Annotated in this window: 15 protein-coding genes; all 15 read left to right on the plus strand. The window is 37.9% G+C overall.

Annotated elements, in window-relative coordinates:
• The first annotated feature begins 44 nt into the window (after positions 1 to 44).
• The 15 genes from H4J39_RS16350 (at position 45) to H4J39_RS16420 (ending at position 16738) form a co-directional block, all read left to right on the plus strand.
• On the plus strand, positions 45 to 506 hold the full coding sequence (locus tag H4J39_RS16350) for a nuclear transport factor 2 family protein (protein WP_182229423.1): 462 nt from the start codon (positions 45 to 47) through the stop codon (positions 504 to 506).
• Positions 506 to 1222: an SDR family NAD(P)-dependent oxidoreductase gene (locus H4J39_RS16355; RefSeq protein ID WP_182229424.1), complete on the plus strand. Its 717-nt coding sequence runs from the start codon at positions 506 to 508 to the stop codon at positions 1220 to 1222. Before H4J39_RS16350 ends, H4J39_RS16355 begins: the two co-directional genes overlap by 1 nt.
• Before the next feature lie 4 nt (positions 1223 to 1226).
• Entirely contained in the window at positions 1227 to 2498 is a 1272-nt protein-coding gene (locus H4J39_RS16360; protein ID WP_182229425.1) for an NAD(P)/FAD-dependent oxidoreductase, read from the plus strand.
• A gap of 2 nt (positions 2499 to 2500) precedes the next feature.
• Complete coding sequence (locus H4J39_RS16365) at positions 2501 to 3277, plus strand: DUF1365 domain-containing protein (RefSeq protein WP_182229426.1); 777 nt, start codon at positions 2501 to 2503, stop codon at positions 3275 to 3277.
• A gap of 36 nt (positions 3278 to 3313) precedes the next feature.
• A complete protein-coding gene (locus H4J39_RS16370; RefSeq protein ID WP_182229427.1) occupies positions 3314 to 4540 on the plus strand; it encodes a cyclopropane-fatty-acyl-phospholipid synthase family protein in 1227 nt (408 codons plus the stop codon).
• 254 nt (positions 4541 to 4794) lie between these two features.
• Complete coding sequence (selD, locus tag H4J39_RS16375) at positions 4795 to 5826, plus strand: selenide, water dikinase SelD (protein WP_182229428.1); 1032 nt, start codon at positions 4795 to 4797, stop codon at positions 5824 to 5826.
• Positions 5826 to 6932, plus strand: coding sequence for a tRNA 2-selenouridine(34) synthase MnmH (mnmH, locus tag H4J39_RS16380; protein ID WP_220462232.1), 1107 nt, complete (start codon positions 5826 to 5828; stop codon positions 6930 to 6932). Before selD ends, mnmH begins: the two co-directional genes overlap by 1 nt.
• A gap of 575 nt (positions 6933 to 7507) precedes the next feature.
• On the plus strand, positions 7508 to 8113 hold the full coding sequence (gene betI, locus H4J39_RS16385; protein ID WP_182229440.1) for a transcriptional regulator BetI: 606 nt from the start codon (positions 7508 to 7510) through the stop codon (positions 8111 to 8113).
• Positions 8104 to 9567, plus strand: a complete 1464-nt coding sequence (gene betB, locus H4J39_RS16390) for a betaine-aldehyde dehydrogenase (protein WP_182229429.1) — start codon at positions 8104 to 8106, stop codon at positions 9565 to 9567. Before betI ends, betB begins: the two co-directional genes overlap by 10 nt.
• 94 nt (positions 9568 to 9661) lie before the next feature.
• Positions 9662 to 11302 carry a choline dehydrogenase gene (betA, locus tag H4J39_RS16395; RefSeq protein WP_182229430.1) on the plus strand — a complete coding sequence of 547 codons (1641 nt, stop codon included), beginning with the start codon at positions 9662 to 9664 and terminating at the stop codon, positions 11300 to 11302.
• Positions 11303 to 11512: 210 nt separating this feature from the next.
• Positions 11513 to 12730 carry a BCCT family transporter gene (locus H4J39_RS16400; protein ID WP_182229431.1) on the plus strand — a complete coding sequence of 406 codons (1218 nt, stop codon included), beginning with the start codon at positions 11513 to 11515 and terminating at the stop codon, positions 12728 to 12730.
• A gap of 46 nt (positions 12731 to 12776) precedes the next feature.
• The gene (locus H4J39_RS16405) at positions 12777 to 13487 is read left to right on the plus strand and encodes a TorF family putative porin (RefSeq protein ID WP_182229432.1); all 711 of its coding nucleotides are present in this window, start codon (positions 12777 to 12779) and stop codon (positions 13485 to 13487) included.
• A gap of 285 nt (positions 13488 to 13772) precedes the next feature.
• Positions 13773 to 15098 carry an aspartate aminotransferase family protein gene (locus H4J39_RS16410; RefSeq protein WP_182229433.1) on the plus strand — a complete coding sequence of 442 codons (1326 nt, stop codon included), beginning with the start codon at positions 13773 to 13775 and terminating at the stop codon, positions 15096 to 15098.
• Between the two features lie 437 nt (positions 15099 to 15535).
• Positions 15536 to 16093 carry a GNAT family N-acetyltransferase gene (locus tag H4J39_RS16415; protein WP_182229434.1) on the plus strand — a complete coding sequence of 186 codons (558 nt, stop codon included), beginning with the start codon at positions 15536 to 15538 and terminating at the stop codon, positions 16091 to 16093.
• A 150-nt stretch (positions 16094 to 16243) separates the two neighbouring features.
• Positions 16244 to 16738: a gamma-glutamylcyclotransferase family protein gene (locus H4J39_RS16420; protein WP_182229435.1), complete on the plus strand. Its 495-nt coding sequence runs from the start codon at positions 16244 to 16246 to the stop codon at positions 16736 to 16738.
• Positions 16739 to 17409 lie beyond the last annotated feature (671 nt).

The raw sequence follows: 17409 nt of genomic DNA on the forward strand, positions 1-17409 counted from the left end.
ATCATCACGTTTGATGATTAGTTAATGCCATTATGGTAAGAGAAATGAAATACGATGTTACCCGAGAAAACTCAACCCCTATGCCACTGTGGCTAAGCAATTTTGTTAAAATTTATCAAACACTTTCTACCGATAACTTAGAGCTTTTAGCGACGATTTACCATCGCGAAGTTACCTTTATTGATCCCATACATGAGTTAAAAGGTTTTGATAATTTATTTCAATATTTTCAAGACCTATATGAGAACTTAGTCTCATGTGATTTTGTCATTTCCAATGTTATTGCCCAAGAAGACCAAGCCGCTATTTATTGGACAATGTCTTATCAGCACCCTAAATTAAATAAAGGTAATGTCATTAACGTTACGGGGAGCTCTTATATAAAAGGGTATGAAGATAAAGTCATTTATCATCGTGATTACTTAGACCTTGGCTCAATGCTTTATGAACAATTACCTGTTTTAGGTAAGCTAATAAAATTGATTAAAAATAAGGCAGCAAACTAATGGTTTCTCGTACTGTTCTAATTACAGGGGCTACCTCAGGTATTGGCCTTGCATTATATGAAAAATATGTTGCACAAGGTGATCATGTTATTGCTTGTGGCCGTGACGAAAATAAATTAGATAAACTTTGTAGTAAAGCCATGAAACGCTTGGTCTTTGATATGACAAAACCGGCTCAAATAGAGTCTGTAGCTGTCGATATCAAAGATATTGATATCCTGTTGTTAAATGCGGGTGATTGCCGTTACATTGATGATGCTAAACATTTTGACGGCAAACTTTTTAGTGACATCATCTCAACAAACCTTTCATCATTAGGCGCACTTTTACAATGTTTCCTACCGCTCGTCAATAAAGGAGGTCAGGTTGTGTTTGTAAGCTCTAGCGCAACCATTGTACCTTTTCCAAGAAGCGAAGCTTATGGAGCTTCAAAGGCTGGTATGGATTATCTCGCAAAAAGTTTACGACTCGACCTTGTCAGTGAAAATATTGGTGTAACATTGGTGCACCCAGGATTTATTAAAACACCTTTAACTGAAAAAAATGACTTTGAAATGCCATTCTTACTGACGAGTGACGAGGCCGCTAATCGGATTTTTCAAGGGGTTAACCGACGGACTAAATATTTACATTTTCCAAAAAGGTTAACGCTTATTTTAAAATTATTCTCTATATTGCCCGCATCCCTATGGCAATCTATTATTTTAAGGAAATAACAGCATGAAACATATTGCTATTATTGGCTCGGGTATTTCAGGCTTAACTTCTGCTTATTTATTATCAAAAAAACATAACGTAACCGTCTTCGAAAAGAATGAAAAAATTGGTGGCCATACTGCAACGGTAGATATAGTAAAAGACGGAGAGAAATTTGCAATCGATACCGGTTTTATTGTTTTTAATAACAAAACATATCCAAATTATTTAGCTTTATTATCAGAAATTGGCATTGGTAAACAAGCGACAGAAATGAGTTTTTCGGTACATAATTGCAAAACAGGCCTAGAATATAACGGACACAATTTAGATACTTTGTTTGCGCAAAGAAGAAATATATTTAACCCAAGATTTTGGTTTTTAGTTAAAGAGATTTTACGATTCAATAAACTCTGCAAAAACGTCTATAGGCTAAATGATTATCGTGAGGGTCTTACATTAGGACAGTTTTTAACAGAAAATAATTTTAGTGCTTTTTTCGCTGAGCATTATATTTTGCCAATGGCCGCTGCTATTTGGTCGAGTTCTTTAGCCCAGATGGAAGATGTAGGGTTTAAATTTTTTGTACAGTTTTTTCATAACCATGGCTTACTCAACATTGCAGACAGACCACAATGGTATGTTATTCCAAAGGGATCTCGTTGTTATCTAGCTCCCTTGTGTGAGCCCTTTAAAAATAATATAAAAGTAAATGCTAATATTTCAGGTATAACTCGCAGTAACGATAAAGTACATTTACACTTCAATGAACAGCCTAGCGAAACATTTGATGAAGTGGTTTTAGCCTGCCATTCAGACGAAGCCCTTGCATTATTAAATGACGCAACTGATGATGAAAACGCGATACTTTCTGCTATGCCTTATAGTGCCAACTCCGTTATTTTACATACAGATAAGACACTATTACCTCATCGTGAAAAAGCGTGGGCAAGTTGGAATTACCAGCTCAGTCAAGACCGCTCTAAAGCAGCAAGCGTTACTTATAATATGAATATTTTACAGGGAATAAAAAGTGATCATACTTTTTGTGTCACATTAAACCAAAAAGCAGATATTGACCCTAAAGAAATTTTAGCTGAGTTTACCTATCATCATCCTATTTTTTCAGCAGACTCAATTAAAGCGCAAAAAAACAGAGCACTTATTTGTGGGAAGAATCATACGCATTTTGCGGGTGCTTATTGGCATAACGGCTTTCATGAAGACGGCGTAAGAAGTGCAGTTGAGGTAGCAAATAAATTTGATTGTTTTATAGAACCTCGACCAGAAGGCTAAAAATGTCCCCGTTATTTAGTAATAGCTATATTTACCAAGGTAATATCATTCATCGTCGCTTTAGCCCTAAAGCGCACAGTTTTGATTACGGTTTATATATGCTCGCGATTGACCTTGATGACATTGAAAGTATTCAAAAGAGTGTAGGGGTATTTGGTTTTTCATGGTTTCACCCATTACGTTTTGTTGAAAAAGATTATGTTAAGGGTGAACCGTTTTCTCTTAGCGAGCGTATAAAACAAAAAGTAGTTGGATTGTCTGGCTATAGTGATGTAACAAGAATTGTAATGTTGGTGCAAGTCAGGTGTTTTGGCATTTATTTCAGCCCGGCTAATTTTTATTTTTGTTATGACCAAGATAACGTATGCACCCAGATGCTCGCCGAAGTTAGCAACACACCTTGGAATGAAAGACATTATTATTTAGTTGATTTACTGAATAAAAAAACAGATAACACCAGTAAAAAAGCGTTTCAGGTATCACCTTTTATGGATATGGCGATGACCTATTTTTGGCATATAAAGCCGCCATCACCTGTGCATGACAAGTTACTGGTGAAAATAGAGAATAAAACAGTTGATGAAGAGACCGGTGAAGTAAATAAATTGTTTGATGCTAGTCTTGTGATGAAGAAAAAACCGTTTACGAAGAAGAGTTTATTGGCCATATGGTGCCAACTCCCCGTGATGACAGTAAAAATAGTCTTAGGCATCTATTGGCAAGCATTAAGGTTATTTGCGAAAAAGATCCCTTTTATTGGCTATCAAAAACCACAGTAATATAAAGATTATAAAAATAAGATTTAGGAGTATCAAATGGAACAAATAGAAGCTGTTAGAACTATAAAGTCAGCAACATGGTTAGATAAACGTTGTCGTGACTTGGTTCATTCTGTATTTTCAAAATTATCTTATGGCCAACTAGAAGTTGTTGAAGGGTCAGAGCATATTGTTTTTCCTGACTCGCCTGAGAGTACATCAATCAAAGGGAAAATACAGATCCATGATATTAGTGTTTACCGTGATTTTGTTAAAGGCGGCAGTATTGGCGTCTCAGAAGCTTACATTGAAGGAAAATGGAGTAGCCCTAATCTGACTAACGTGATTAGAATATTTGCCAAAGCACAACAAGAAACAGACACCCTTGAATCGAAAAAGTCGTTGATGAACAAAGTAAAAAATACTTTTACTCACTGGCAAAATAGAAATACTCAACTCGGTTCTAAGAAAAATATACTGGCGCACTACGATCTAGGAAATGAACTTTATACACGTTTTCTTGACCCTGAAATGATGTACTCCTCTGCCATTTATCCCAATGAGGGCGCATCTTTAAATGAAGCACAGTTGCATAAACTAGAGACCATTTGTCAGCGTTTATCACTAAAAGAAAGTGACCATTTGTTAGAAATTGGCACAGGTTGGGGAGGGTTAGCGATCTTTGCAGCACAAAATTATGGCTGTAAGGTAACCACAACGACTATCTCTGATGCGCAATTTCAATACGCACAAGATCGTATAAAAGAATTAGGTCTAGATGATAAAATAACACTATTAAAGCAAGACTATAGAGATTTGAAAGGGTCATTTGATAAAGTTGTTTCAATAGAAATGATTGAAGCTGTTGGCTATGAATTTTTACCTAGCTTCTTTAAACAGTGTAATGATTTATTGAAAGAGGGTGGTAAGCTACTCATACAGTCAATCACAATTGCTGATCAACGCTTTGATTATTATCGAAACAACGTAGATTTTATTCAACGCTATATTTTCCCCGGTGGTTTTTTACCTTCAGTAAATGTACTTTCAGACCATATAACCAAACACAGTAACCTTGTTGTCGAGCAACTAGACGACATTGGTCTGGATTATGCGCAGACATTAGCTCACTGGCGTGAAAACTTTTTAGCGTCTTGGTCTAGCCTTACTCAGTTTGGCTATGACGAGACTTTCAAGCATTTATGGTTATACTATTTTGCTTATTGTGAAGGCGCTTTTTTAGAACGTTCAACAAGTGCCGTGCATATTGTTGCCAGAAAATAAGATCACCTTTAATCGTATCCTGATTTGCTAAACTTAACTGGTTTAGTAAATCAGGTTTTTGATTTATTACCCTTCCTCGTCAGTCAACTCCTTCATCTACGTATCAACTTCAATTGAAAATAGAGCTTTAAGACAAATAAGCGCCTTAATTTCATGGTTTATGCCTACATCAGCAGTTATATCTTAATCGAAGGGTGTAACAGCCAAGATATTACTGTAAATTAGGTTATTGCTTTCACTTTATACGAACAACTATGACCCCAATTCGCTTGACTCAATACTCACACGGCGCAGGCTGTGGCTGTAAAATATCCCCATCAGTACTAGACGTAATGCTTAAATCTTCACTGGTATTACCCGATCACAAGGCACTTTTAGTTGGCAATAGCACCAAAGATGATGCTGCTGTGTTTGATATTGGTAATGACCAAGCGGTAATATCAACGACTGATTTTTTTATGCCGATTGTTGATGACCCTACTGACTTTGGAAAAATTGCCGCTTGTAACGCCATTAGTGATATTTACGCTATGGGCGGTAAACCCATTATGGCGATAGCTATTTTAGGCTGGCCGGTAAATATTTTAGCGCCTGAAATTGCTCAACTAGTACTTGATGGTGCTAGAGCTGTCTGTGCCGAAGCAGGTATTCCGTTAGCAGGAGGGCATTCTATTGATGCACCAGAGCCTATTTTTGGTTTAGCGGTAACAGGCCTGATTAATAATGCGCATATTAAGCGTAATAATACCGCAGGGGTTGGCGATCTTTTATATCTAACTAAGCCGTTAGGTATTGGCATTATGACTACCGCTGAAAAACAAGGAAAGCTATTACCTGAACATGCGCACCTCGCGCCAGATGAAATGAAAAGCTTAAACGTGATTGGACAAAAATTTGCCACCCTTGAGACGGTCACCGCAATGACAGATGTTACTGGTTTTGCACTATTAGGCCATCTTCTTGAAATGTGTCAAGGCAGTGATCTTGCCGCGGTTATCGATTTTGAACAAGTGCCATGTATTGACTTTGTTAATGATTACATCGACCAAGGTTGCATACCTGGTGGCTGTGACCGAAATTATACCAGTTACGGTGAGCACGTTGGGCCGCTAAGCGATAAACAAAAAACATTGTTGTGTGATCCTCAAACCAGTGGCGGTTTATTGGTGGCTGTTCAGCCAGCCGGTAAACAAGCTTTTGAAACGTTATGTCAAGATAATGGCCTTAATTTACAGCCGATCGGTGAACTTGTTGCCGCAACCTCACCGACGGTAAGTTTGTTGTAATGGCGACAAAAACCTTAATGGTAGAGCGGGCTGACAGCAGCGATTTTCGCGCTATAATCCGCAATAAAATTCCTTTAATGGATGTACGCGCGCCGATTGAATTTGAAAAGGGCAGTTTTAGTCAATCAACCAACTATCCGTTAATGAACAATGATGAACGAGCAGATGTAGGGCTTTGTTATAAACAAAAGGGCCAAGCGGCGGCGATAACGTTAGGAAATGCACTTGTATCTGGGCAAAGTAAAGCGAGTCGTTTAGCGCAATGGCAACGTTATGTGCAAGAAAATCCACAAGGTTATTTGTATTGTTTTCGTGGTGGTTTACGTTCACAAACAGTGCAGCGCTGGTTAAAAGAATCAGGCATTAACTATCCACTCCTTGTAGGCGGTTATAAAGCACTTCGTCAGTTTTTATTGAATGAATTAGAACAGCTTGCTTTGCATCCTTTAACCATATTAGCGGGTAATACCGGTAGTGGAAAAACGCCTTTTCTGGCCCACTGTGCTAACAGTTTAGATTTAGAAGGTGCGGCAGGGCACCGAGGCTCAAGCTTTGGTGGTTTTGTTACGCCACAATCAGGTCAAATAAATTTTGAAAATAAATTAGCTGAACTCTATATCAACGGTGACTTTTCTTTAGATAAAAGATTGATATTAGAAGATGAAGGCAGGTTAATTGGCAGTGTGCACTTACCTGAAAGTCTAAGACAAGCAATGACATTAGCGCCAATCGTTGTCATTGAAGAAAGCTTAGAGTATCGGCTTGAGCAAATATATCAAGAATATATCATAAAAATGACTAACCAATATCAAGCCAGTTATGGCGTTGAACAAGGTTTTATCGCTTTTGGTGAGTATTTAGAGCATGGGTTATTCAAAGTTCGTAAACGTTTGGGCACAGAGCGCTATAGTCAATTAAAAGCATTGCAGACTAAAGCTTTATCTCAGCAGGAAAAGGGCTTACAGCACTATCATCTAGATTGGTTAAAACCGTTACTCAGCGAATATTATGATCCCATGTATCAATACCAGTTAGGATTAAAAGCCGAAAGAGTCATTTTTCGTGGCAACAACGCGCAATGTTTAGCTTTTCTACAAGATAAATAAACACGGCCAATTCTATGTGATCACACGACTACTTAACTCAAGAGTGCTTACACTTCAGCGATTTATATTATCTGTTAACGTCTGAAGTGTAACATTTCTATCTACGGGTATTGTTAAACAAAACTATTCACCAATTAAACACGATTCAATGAGTGGTTGTAGTCGATAAAAGCATTTATCTACCCAGCTCATCTCTTTAGTAGCAGCTTATTATAATCATTAATAACAAAAGAGTAGATGTGATTTTCCAGGTTCTTCCTAATTAATACTCTTTTATATGGGCTAGCGACGGTACATTACCCTTTGCTAATCCTGCTCATAATACGTTAACAACAGTCATTATTGTTTCTCATCCTTTTAAAGAATAAATGTCATAAATATAGTTCGTGTACTAAGCTTTACTGTTCTAGTGTAAATATATCGAGTGCTTTAAATACCGTTTTTTTTCTGATTTTTATTGCTTTTAAAGCGCGTTATTGAGTTGGCGTAAATATTCATAACTTGATATTTTCATTAAAAACCATTAGAATTATAATTAATTGAACGTTCAATTAAAAATAAAATTAGAGAAGTCAGTGCCTAAAGTTGGAATGAAGCCCTTAAGAAAACAGCAATTGATAGATGCTACGCTAGAATCTGTCGCACAATTTGGTTTGCAAAAGACCACGATAATAACGATCAGTAAGATCGCAGGTTTATCGTCGGGCATTATTAGTCATTACTTTGGTGGAAAAAATCAACTGGTTGAAGCAACAGTCAAACATTTGTTAGAACAATTAAAGTTAGCACTACTAGAGCGGGTCTGCTGTAAAAGTCTTGAGCCAGTCGTGCGACTTAAAATGATCATAGAAGCTAATTTTACCCAATTGCAACGTTCTAAACCTGCAACCAAAACATGGCTTAGCTTCTGGGCTCAGTCAATGCATGAACCCGGATTGGCGAGACTACAAAATATTAATAGCAGAAGGTTACATAGCAACCTACTTTTTTCGTTTCGTCAGTTGCTCGCTGATGATGTAGCTATTATTGCGTCTAAACAGACGGCAGCGATGATTGATGGTTTTTGGTTACGTAGTGCATTAAGCCCGAGGCCCGAAGAAGAGTTCAAGCAGGCCGAACAATTATGTAAAAAATTTATAGACGATCTGCTCAAGCAGTACGGAGATTTAACTTGTCATTAGTATGTTATAAAAACTTTATCGATGGTGCCTACATGGCAAATACCAGCGGCGAAAAATTTGATGTAATTAACCCCGCAACAGGAAAGGTTATTTATCAGGTAGAAGTCGCTGATGAAAAAATTAAGCAGCAAGCAATAGCAAGTGCCCAACGTGGCTTTGCAACGTGGTCAGCGATGAGCGCTACAGAGCGTAGCCGCATTTTACTTAAAGCGGTAGCATTATTACGCGAACGTAATGATGAACTGGCAAAAATAGAAGTATTTGATACCGGTAAACCATGGCAAGAAGCCTCAGTGGTTGATGTGGCGTCAGGTGCAGATTCAATTGAATTTTTTGCAGGGTTAGCGCCAGGCATTGAAGGTAACCAACAGTCAGTAGACGGTGACTTTTATTATACTCGTCGCGAGCCATTAGGCATTTGTGCAGGTATTGGTGCTTGGAACTATCCACTGCAGATAGCCTGCTGGAAAGCTGCACCCGCACTTGCCTGTGGCAATGCCATGATTTTTAAACCTTCAGAAGAAACCCCTTTGGGTGCCTTAAAATTAGCAGAAATATTCACCGAAGCAGGTATTCCTGACGGTGTCTTTAATGTTGTTCAGGGGGCAGGTGAGGTCGGTGCGTGGTTAACCCATCATACAGATATTGCAAAAGTTTCTTTTACCGGTGAAGTCGGTACAGGTAAAAAAGTAATGGCTGGAGCGGCAACAACACTTAAAGATGTAACGATGGAGCTTGGCGGCAAATCACCACTGATTATTTTTGATGATGCAGATATCGACAATGCTGTTTCAGCGGCGATGTTAGGTAATTTTTATACTCAAGGTGAAGTTTGTACCAATGGTACGCGGGTATTTGTCCAAAAATCGGTATATCCAACCTTTATTGAAAAGTTACTTAAACGCACCCGTCAAAATATTATTGCTGGTGATCCTATGGTGCCAGAAACTAACTTTGGTGCACTTATTTCGTTAAAGCATTTTAATTTGGTAATGAAATATATCAAAATTGGTGTCAGCGAAGGGGCAACATTGCTTCATGGCGGTAATGCACTTCAGCCAGGAAATGCGCCAGACGGTTATTTTATTGCCCCGACTATATTTTCTGATTGTACAGATGAAATGACTATTTGCCGCGAAGAAATTTTTGGTCCAGTGATGTCTGTATTAACATTTGATGATGAAGACGAAGTGATCCAACGCGCAAACTCAACTGACTTTGGCCTAGCCGCAGGGGTATTCACGCAAGATATTACTCGCGCTCATCGAGTAACACATCAAATGGAAGCTGGAATCTGTTGGATAAACAGTTTTGGCGCATCACCTGCCCAAATGCCGGTTGGTGGCTACAAGCAATCTGGAGTGGGTCGCGAGAATGGACTAGTGACACTCAATTATTACACCCAGATAAAAGCGGTTTATGTTGGTTTACAGCCATTAGAAAGCCCTTTTTAACAAGAAATAAATATTAAATTACCCCTTCCTAAGTTCTTAAATAGTTGTCAGAGCAGATGTTTTGGCAACCAAAGTAGTAGAGTTGAGTGTAAATATGAAAAGCAAAAAATATGATTACATTATTGTAGGTGCTGGTTCTGCAGGTTGCGTATTAGCTAACCGCCTAAGTGAAGACAGTAACAACCAAGTTTTGTTACTTGAAACAGGTGGCAGCGATAAAAGTATTTTTATTCAAATGCCAACCGCATTATCTATTCCAATGAATACTAAAAAATACGCTTGGCAATTTGAAACAGAGCCTGAGCCTAATCTTGATGGGCGTCGTATGCATTGTCCTCGCGGAAAAGTGTTAGGAGGGTCGTCTTCTATTAATGGCATGGTCTATGTTCGTGGTCACGCAAGAGATTTTGATGAATGGCAACAAGAAGGTGCACAGCACTGGGATTACGCACATTGTTTACCTTATTTCAAAAAAGCTGAAACTTGGGCCTTTGCCGGTGATGAATATCGCGGTAAGCATGGACCACTTGGCGTTAACAATGGCAACGAGATGAAAAACCCACTGTATCAGGCGTTTGTTGATGCAGGTGTTGAGGCTGGTTATCGTGCAACTCAAGACTATAATGGTACTCAGCAAGAAGGCTTTGGCCCAATGCACATGACAGTAAAAAAAGGTGTCCGCAGTTCAACCGCTAATGCCTATTTACGCCCTGCAATGGCACGAGCAAACTTAACCGTGATCACCCATGCTTTGGTTCATAAAATCTTACTTGAAGGCAAAAAAGCGGTAGGTGTTCGCTATGAACGTAATGGCGATGTCTTTGATGTTGTTGCTGACAAAGACGTTATTTTGTCTGCAGGTCCTATTGGCTCTCCACATATCCTTCAATTATCAGGTATTGGCCCCAAAGCGACCCTAGAAGATGCGGGGATCGAGGTTAACCACGATTTACCCGGTGTTGGCCAGAATTTACAGGATCATCTTGAATTTTACTTTCAATTTAAATGTAAGCAACCGATCACGCTAAATGGCAAGTTAGATTGGTGGAGCAAACTGTTGATAGGCGTTCGTTGGATCTTAACCAAAAAAGGATTAGGTTCGACTAATCATTTTGAATCTTGTGGTTTTATTCGATCTAAGCCCACAGCGGAATGGCCTGATATACAGTATCACTTTTTACCCGCAGCAATGCGTTATGATGGCAAAGAGGCCTTTGCAGGTCATGGTTTTCAAGTGCATGTTGGTCATAATAAGCCAAAAAGCCGTGGATTTGTTAAAGCAGTTTCTGCTGATCCTAAAGCACATCCGCAAATACGTTTTAATTATCTTGAGCACGAGGAAGACCGTGAAGGTTTTCGAGCTTGTGTTCGTCTAACGCGAGACATTATTAATCAAAAGGCATTAGATACCTATCGAGGTGAAGAAATTCAACCGGGTATTGACATACAAAGCGATGAAGAAATTGATGCCTTTGTACGCCAATTTGTTGAAAGTGCTTATCATCCTTCATGTTCATGTAAAATGGGTACAGATGAACTTGCCGTAGTAGACCCACAAACCCGTGTACATGGTATTGAAGGATTACGAGTTGTTGACTCGTCTATATTTCCAACGATACCTAATGGTAACCTTAATGCACCGACTATCATGGTCGCTGAACGTGCTGCTGATATTATTCGTGGTCGTGAAGTATTACCGCCATCAAATGCCCCTGTTAGCCTAGTGCAGAATTGATCTGCACTAAACTAACAAAACCAAATCTAAAAATTAACAAACGTTGATCGCGAGTACTCGGTTAGATGTTAATTATCGCCATCAAGATACGTTTCATGGTGGCGATAATTGGAATTTGAAGCCTAAATAAGGTGTTACCGAGTGCTTTTTTAAACTCAAAGAGGAGTACTACTTGTTTATATTAATTAAAACCTTACCCAGGAGACTACTATGACTACATGGTTATCAGCTGGACTCTTATTTACCTTCACCGCCATAGCTTTTGTGCTGTATCGGTGGGGCAATATTCGCTGTGTCGGTGTAACACCGGTTAAGACATTTACCTTTATTGCTATTTTGTTTACATCGGGCCTTGATGTTGGTTTGATCATGTTTCCGCTAACAGAATTTGCTGGATATGCTGATTTAGCGGCCAGTCCTGAATATGGATTTACAAACCCGTTGGCTATTGAGTTTGGCTATTGGGCATTTCTTATTTGGGGATTTTATTTTCTAACCTGTTTCTACTTCTGTGTTATTGAACCACGTGTACGCTTTTTTGAAATTCCACTGGTTAAAATAGTTAATAACGTTGTTATTATAGGCACCTGTGCTTTTACTGCCTATTTGTTATTAACCAATTTACCCTGGTATATGCCGGAACTAGGCGATGGCGAATCCATTATTAGTAGCTTCTATTTGATTGTATTTTTAGTGATTGCCGCTGCTGTATATTCAAGTACTAATATTCGTTATGTAAAAATATTAAGTTTAGCGACTACTTGGTTATTTCTGGCGTTAATCGCCCTTATGTGGGGTGGTGCTTTCCTTTCAGAAACCTCTAGTATCGGTGAATTTGCTAATACCATATCAATGATTGGTGGTTACTTTGGTAATATTGACGAATTTTTCTTACCGCTTAATGATTATCATGAATTTTATCTTTATTGGTGGTTTGCTTGGAGTATTATGATTGGACAATTTACCTCTCGCTTTGTTGGTGGTCTTCGTACCTATCAAGTATTAGCAGCGATGTTGATTTTCCCTTCTATTCCAATCGCTATATGGTTCTCAGTACTGTATTACTACAGTGCAAATGGGCTAGAGACTGCTGGCTTTTATAATATAGCCATGGCATTTGTGGGCATAACTTTTGTTATTAACTCACTAGACTCACTGATCCGTCTCTATACCGACAACCTGAATTTGAGTGTTGCTCGACTAGGAAGAGTTAAGTACTTTTTGGGTAACTTAATTGCGCTTAGCTTACTGACCCTGTTATTTAAATTAGATTTCTTGCAAATCCAGTGGGTTGGCGCAGTCGTTATCGGGCTCTTCTTTACTTGTTTTGGTTATATCTTGTTCAGCAAGTTTACAACGGTTCGCGAGATTGAGTGTTCACCAAAAGAAAATGAAATTGATTTTACTAAAATTGAATTAGTCGAATAGCATCGACAACTTTGTATTAAAAGACTTAATAAAATGAGAAAAATAAATGAATAAAAGTATTATTGCTATAGCAACAAGCTGTCTATTAACATTGTCTAGTGCCGCATTAGCCGATGTTTCTTCAACCATTAATTTAACTTCTGACTATACCTTTAATGGTGTTAGCCAAACAGGTAACGATCCAGCTCTTCAAGCAAGTTTGGATTATGCCGCTGATAGTGGTTTTTATGTGGGTACTTGGGCGTCGAATGTTGATTTTGGTAGTGGCGAAGACACCAATATAGAATGGGATACTTATGTGGGTCAATATTTTCAGTTAAATGAAAAAATTGGTTTAGATGCGGGTATTGCTTATTATACTTACCACGGAGATTCAGCTTCAGATACTTATAACTATCCTGAAGCTTATGCAAAGTTTGGTTACAGTAGCGCTATGGGTAATAGTGAATTAAACTTTTGGTATAGCTGGGACTATTTTGGTCTTGATGTTAACCATTATATCGCTATGGTTGCTCATACGGTAGAAGTTGCTCCAGGTCATAGTGTCAAAGTAAGTTTTGATCGCTCAACGTCAGCAGACGAAAATAAATGGTTTTGGGGTGAAGTTGGTAACGATGCTTACAACCATTATCGTGTTGAGTACATGACTAGCTGGAATGATTTTGATTTTGATCTTGCACTTGAAGATACTAATATGAACATCAATTCGGCTGATACACGTGTTGTGTTATCGGTTTCTCATACGTTCAGTTTATAAGCGTAAAGAGTGCACGTTGTTATTCATCGCAGATAGTCTTATTTAGATTGCCTGGTTTTGAATACGATTAGTGATTTCTAAGCCTCTGTGTTTTTGCACAGAGGCTTTTTTCATTGTTGCTTATCGAAAAAGTTGAAGATAATAAAAAACACGTGTTAAACCCACTAAAAAACGATGAATTAAAAGATTTTTGTACTTCCTGCAATCACGCGATCCCTGTATTATTAGCGCCATTAAATTTACGTTAATTAATGTTAAAAACATTCAGTAAGATAAAGAGCGATCATGACTAAACCACAAAAACCTCAAAGTAACGCAATGCTCAAAAGAGCTCACGATAATATGCCATTAGGCGTGGCAGACAGCTACCGTTACTGGGGTGAAGAAAACACTGTCTTTTTAAGTTCGATGAAAGGCTGCACCATTACTGACTGTGACGAGCAAACATTTGTTGATTTTCGTTTAGCCTATGGGCCCATTATTCTTGGTTATCGTGATGAACGTGTGGATAATGCAGTTATTGACGCTATTAGTACGGTGGGAGCGATTTCAGGCTTTTCTACAGGGCTTGATTCAGATGTGGTTGAGCTCGTTAAATCGCTTTGTCCCAACATTGATAAAATGCGCTTTGCTAATTCAGGTACCGAAGCGGTCATTGGGGCCGTGCGTACAGCCCGTGGATTTACTAAACGTAATAAGATAGTAGTGGTTGAAGGTGGTTTTCATGGTTTACATGATGAAGTGATGTGGAAGTCAGACGTAGACAACTGGGATGCTAGCGCTGAAGAAGCTCCTGAGATAATCCCTTTTGGTGGAGGTATTCCACAAAGCACCCGTGAACATCAAGTCAGTGTGCCATTAAACGATTTTGATGCGATTGACGTTGTTTTTGCCGAGCATGGTAAAGATATTGCGGCTATTTTGATTGAGCCGATTATGGGGAACTGTGGTTCAATTGCTTCAACGCAAGCCTATATGCAAAAATTGCGTGACGTGTGTAATGCTAATGGTTCATTGTTAATCATGGACGAAGTTAAGACTGGTTTTCGTGTTGCTAAAGGGGGCGCACAAGCGCTATACGGTATCTATGCTGATTTAACCACGTATGCAAAAGCCATGGGCAACGGTTATCCTGTTGCTGCATTTGGTGGACGAGCTAATGTAATGGATACTATATCTTTTGCTAAAGATGGTGTAACGCATGGCGGTACCTATACCGCAAACATGGTTGCACTCAGCGCGGCTAAAGCCACTTTAACACTCCTTAAAGAAACCAATGCGTTAGAAACTATTGCCAATGTTGGACAAAAAATCCAAGTATTACTTTCTCGGGTTTTTACAAAATTTGGTGTTGAGCACTGTTTTGCAGGTCCAGATGCAATGTTTGGTGTGCATTTTGGTAGCGAAGTACCACAAAATTACCGAGATTGGAAAAAAACCAACAGCGATCTCTATACACAATTTGCACTTAACTTAATCGATAATGGCGTTATGTTAGAGCCAGATTCTCGTGAACCTTGGTTTATTTGTGAAGCACACCAAAACGTTGATTTGAACTGGTTAGAACACGTTGCTGAGCAATCAATGAGTGCAGCAATTAACGCAAAGTAAGCCAAAATGATTTAGCCAAGTATTAGCCCTAACTCTTCATCATGGAGTTAGGGGATTTACGAATAAATTTAGCAAGATAAAATTATTTAGTGATATGGGTCATGCGTTTGTTATGCCCAAAGGTCTGCAATTCTTTTCTTTCATAGAAAATGTAGAGATAAACAATCTTGTGAGACGAAAATATATCTTTATATAAATCAATAGAGTAAAGGTTACGCGTTACCTTTTTGTGGTTTTGCTAATGTGTTAGCCATTGTTTCGTTAAAAATAGATAACGGTGAGCATAAAAGTAGGGCCTATTTTAAAGTACATTATTTATAATAAATAAAAGCGCTTTGATATACTGCTTATATTGATACAATTATTATGCACGACAACCCTATTGTAAGAGAAATACTGACCGCTAATAAATAGCCTATAGGTTATGAGTAATACACATGAGTATAAAATTTAGCCCTCTTTCGAAACATGACATTAACTATTTAAATGTGATTGAACTTTATAAAGAAGCTTTCACGACAGTTCGGCGTTTACCCTCATGGCTCCTTCGCTTAATGCTGCGAAAAGGTAAGGATGGTTTTAGTATTCTTTATGAAAATGATAACTGGATTGGCCTAATCTACCTTACCCAATATAAAGATACCGTTTTTGTTCATTTTTTTGCAATAGCAGAATTTCAACGTTCATCTGGTTATGGTAGTAAGGTATTACACGCACTGAAAGAGATGTATCCACAATACAGAGTGGTATTAAATATTGAAGAAATTGATGCACAACAAGAAAATTACTCACAAAGAATAAAGCGAAAGTCTTTTTATTTAACGAATGGTTTTAGTTCATCAGGTTATATTGTAAAAGAGCCAGGAGAGCGACTTGAAATGCTCATACAAGGTGGGAGTATTAGCAAAGAAGAAATTGAAGGCATCTATAAAAATCTTTTTGGGGGGATTTTGGGTTTCCTTTACCGACCAAAAATAATAACAATAAATAAATAATGTATACGCCTATTTAACGGTCAGAGGCTTTCATCAAATAAACAACACATAAATCAATAAAAAGAACAGTTGGTTAGGTTTCCACTTTTTTCACATTATAGCTAACCATTAAAGATCTCTTAATGAAGAGCTAACAGCAAAGGAGTTTCAATGAAGTATTTTGCCTATGGTTCTAACATGTCACTTTTAAGACTTCAACAAAGGGTACCAAGTGCCCAAAAAATTGGTAAAGTAACGCTTAAAAACCACCAGTTACGTTTTAATATGAGTGGTAAAGATGGCTCTGGTAAATGTGATTCGTTTGAGACAAAAAATAGTGAGGACGCAGTAATAGGCGCTCTCTTTGAGATAAACGAAAATGAAAAACCTATTTTAGATAAGGCTGAAAGCTTAGGGGCTGGCTACAATGAAAAACTTGTTTCTGTACAAAATGACTTGGGGGAAGTCTTCGAAGCATTAATATATTGTGCAATTAGGATAGACCCTTCATTAAAACCATTTTCTTGGTATCTAAATCACGTTATTGTTGGCGCAAAAGAAACAGCATTATCTGTGGACTATCTTGCTATTATCGAATCTGTTGAGTGTATAGAAGATCCAAACAAAGAGAGAGAAGAAAAGGAACGTGCGATGTACGGCTTTTAAGTTATTCAAAAGGTCTGTGATTCAATTACTCTGACAGTTGATAAAATACCAACTGGAATTTAAAAAATAGTGTAGGTTATCTGAATTGGATTAGTTAAGGGCATATTGATTTTTGCTGTATTTCTGCATGCTATTTAACGTAGACAGTTTGCCCATAATGGGTAACGATTCAAGTAAGCGGCTTGATGATGTGATGGTATATTTTTCGTTTTAGATGTTGGTACGTTTATTTCATTGTAAAAAATAAACGTTAAGGCACTGTAGTAGACAAAGTATCAAGGTTTTTAATTACATTAATTTTGGAAGCGATATTAATAGCTTTTTCACAGATTTACATAGAAAGAAGTACTGTCCTTATATACAGCTCTTGTTTTTTTACTTTCTTTGGCCAAATCTAGGAATTTTTCCTCTTTTCATACACTACAAAAATATAACCTTTAAAAAAATCATATCTAGCAGTGATTTAACAAATATGATAAAAAGATAAGTATTAAAACATAGAAAGTGAATTTACGTAAAAGGCGTAAATATTCGTTCTAATAAACTGTTATAAGTCGCTGGAGAATTATGGCTCGTCGAAAGGAGTTAGGCAGTATCGCTAGCGGTATTATCGGTTCATTCAATAGTCGAAATAATGATATTGATGGTTATTGGGCTATAGGTAAACTTTA

The organism is Colwellia sp. Bg11-12, from assembly GCF_014076955.1.
Taxonomy (GTDB): domain Bacteria; phylum Pseudomonadota; class Gammaproteobacteria; order Enterobacterales; family Alteromonadaceae; genus Colwellia_A.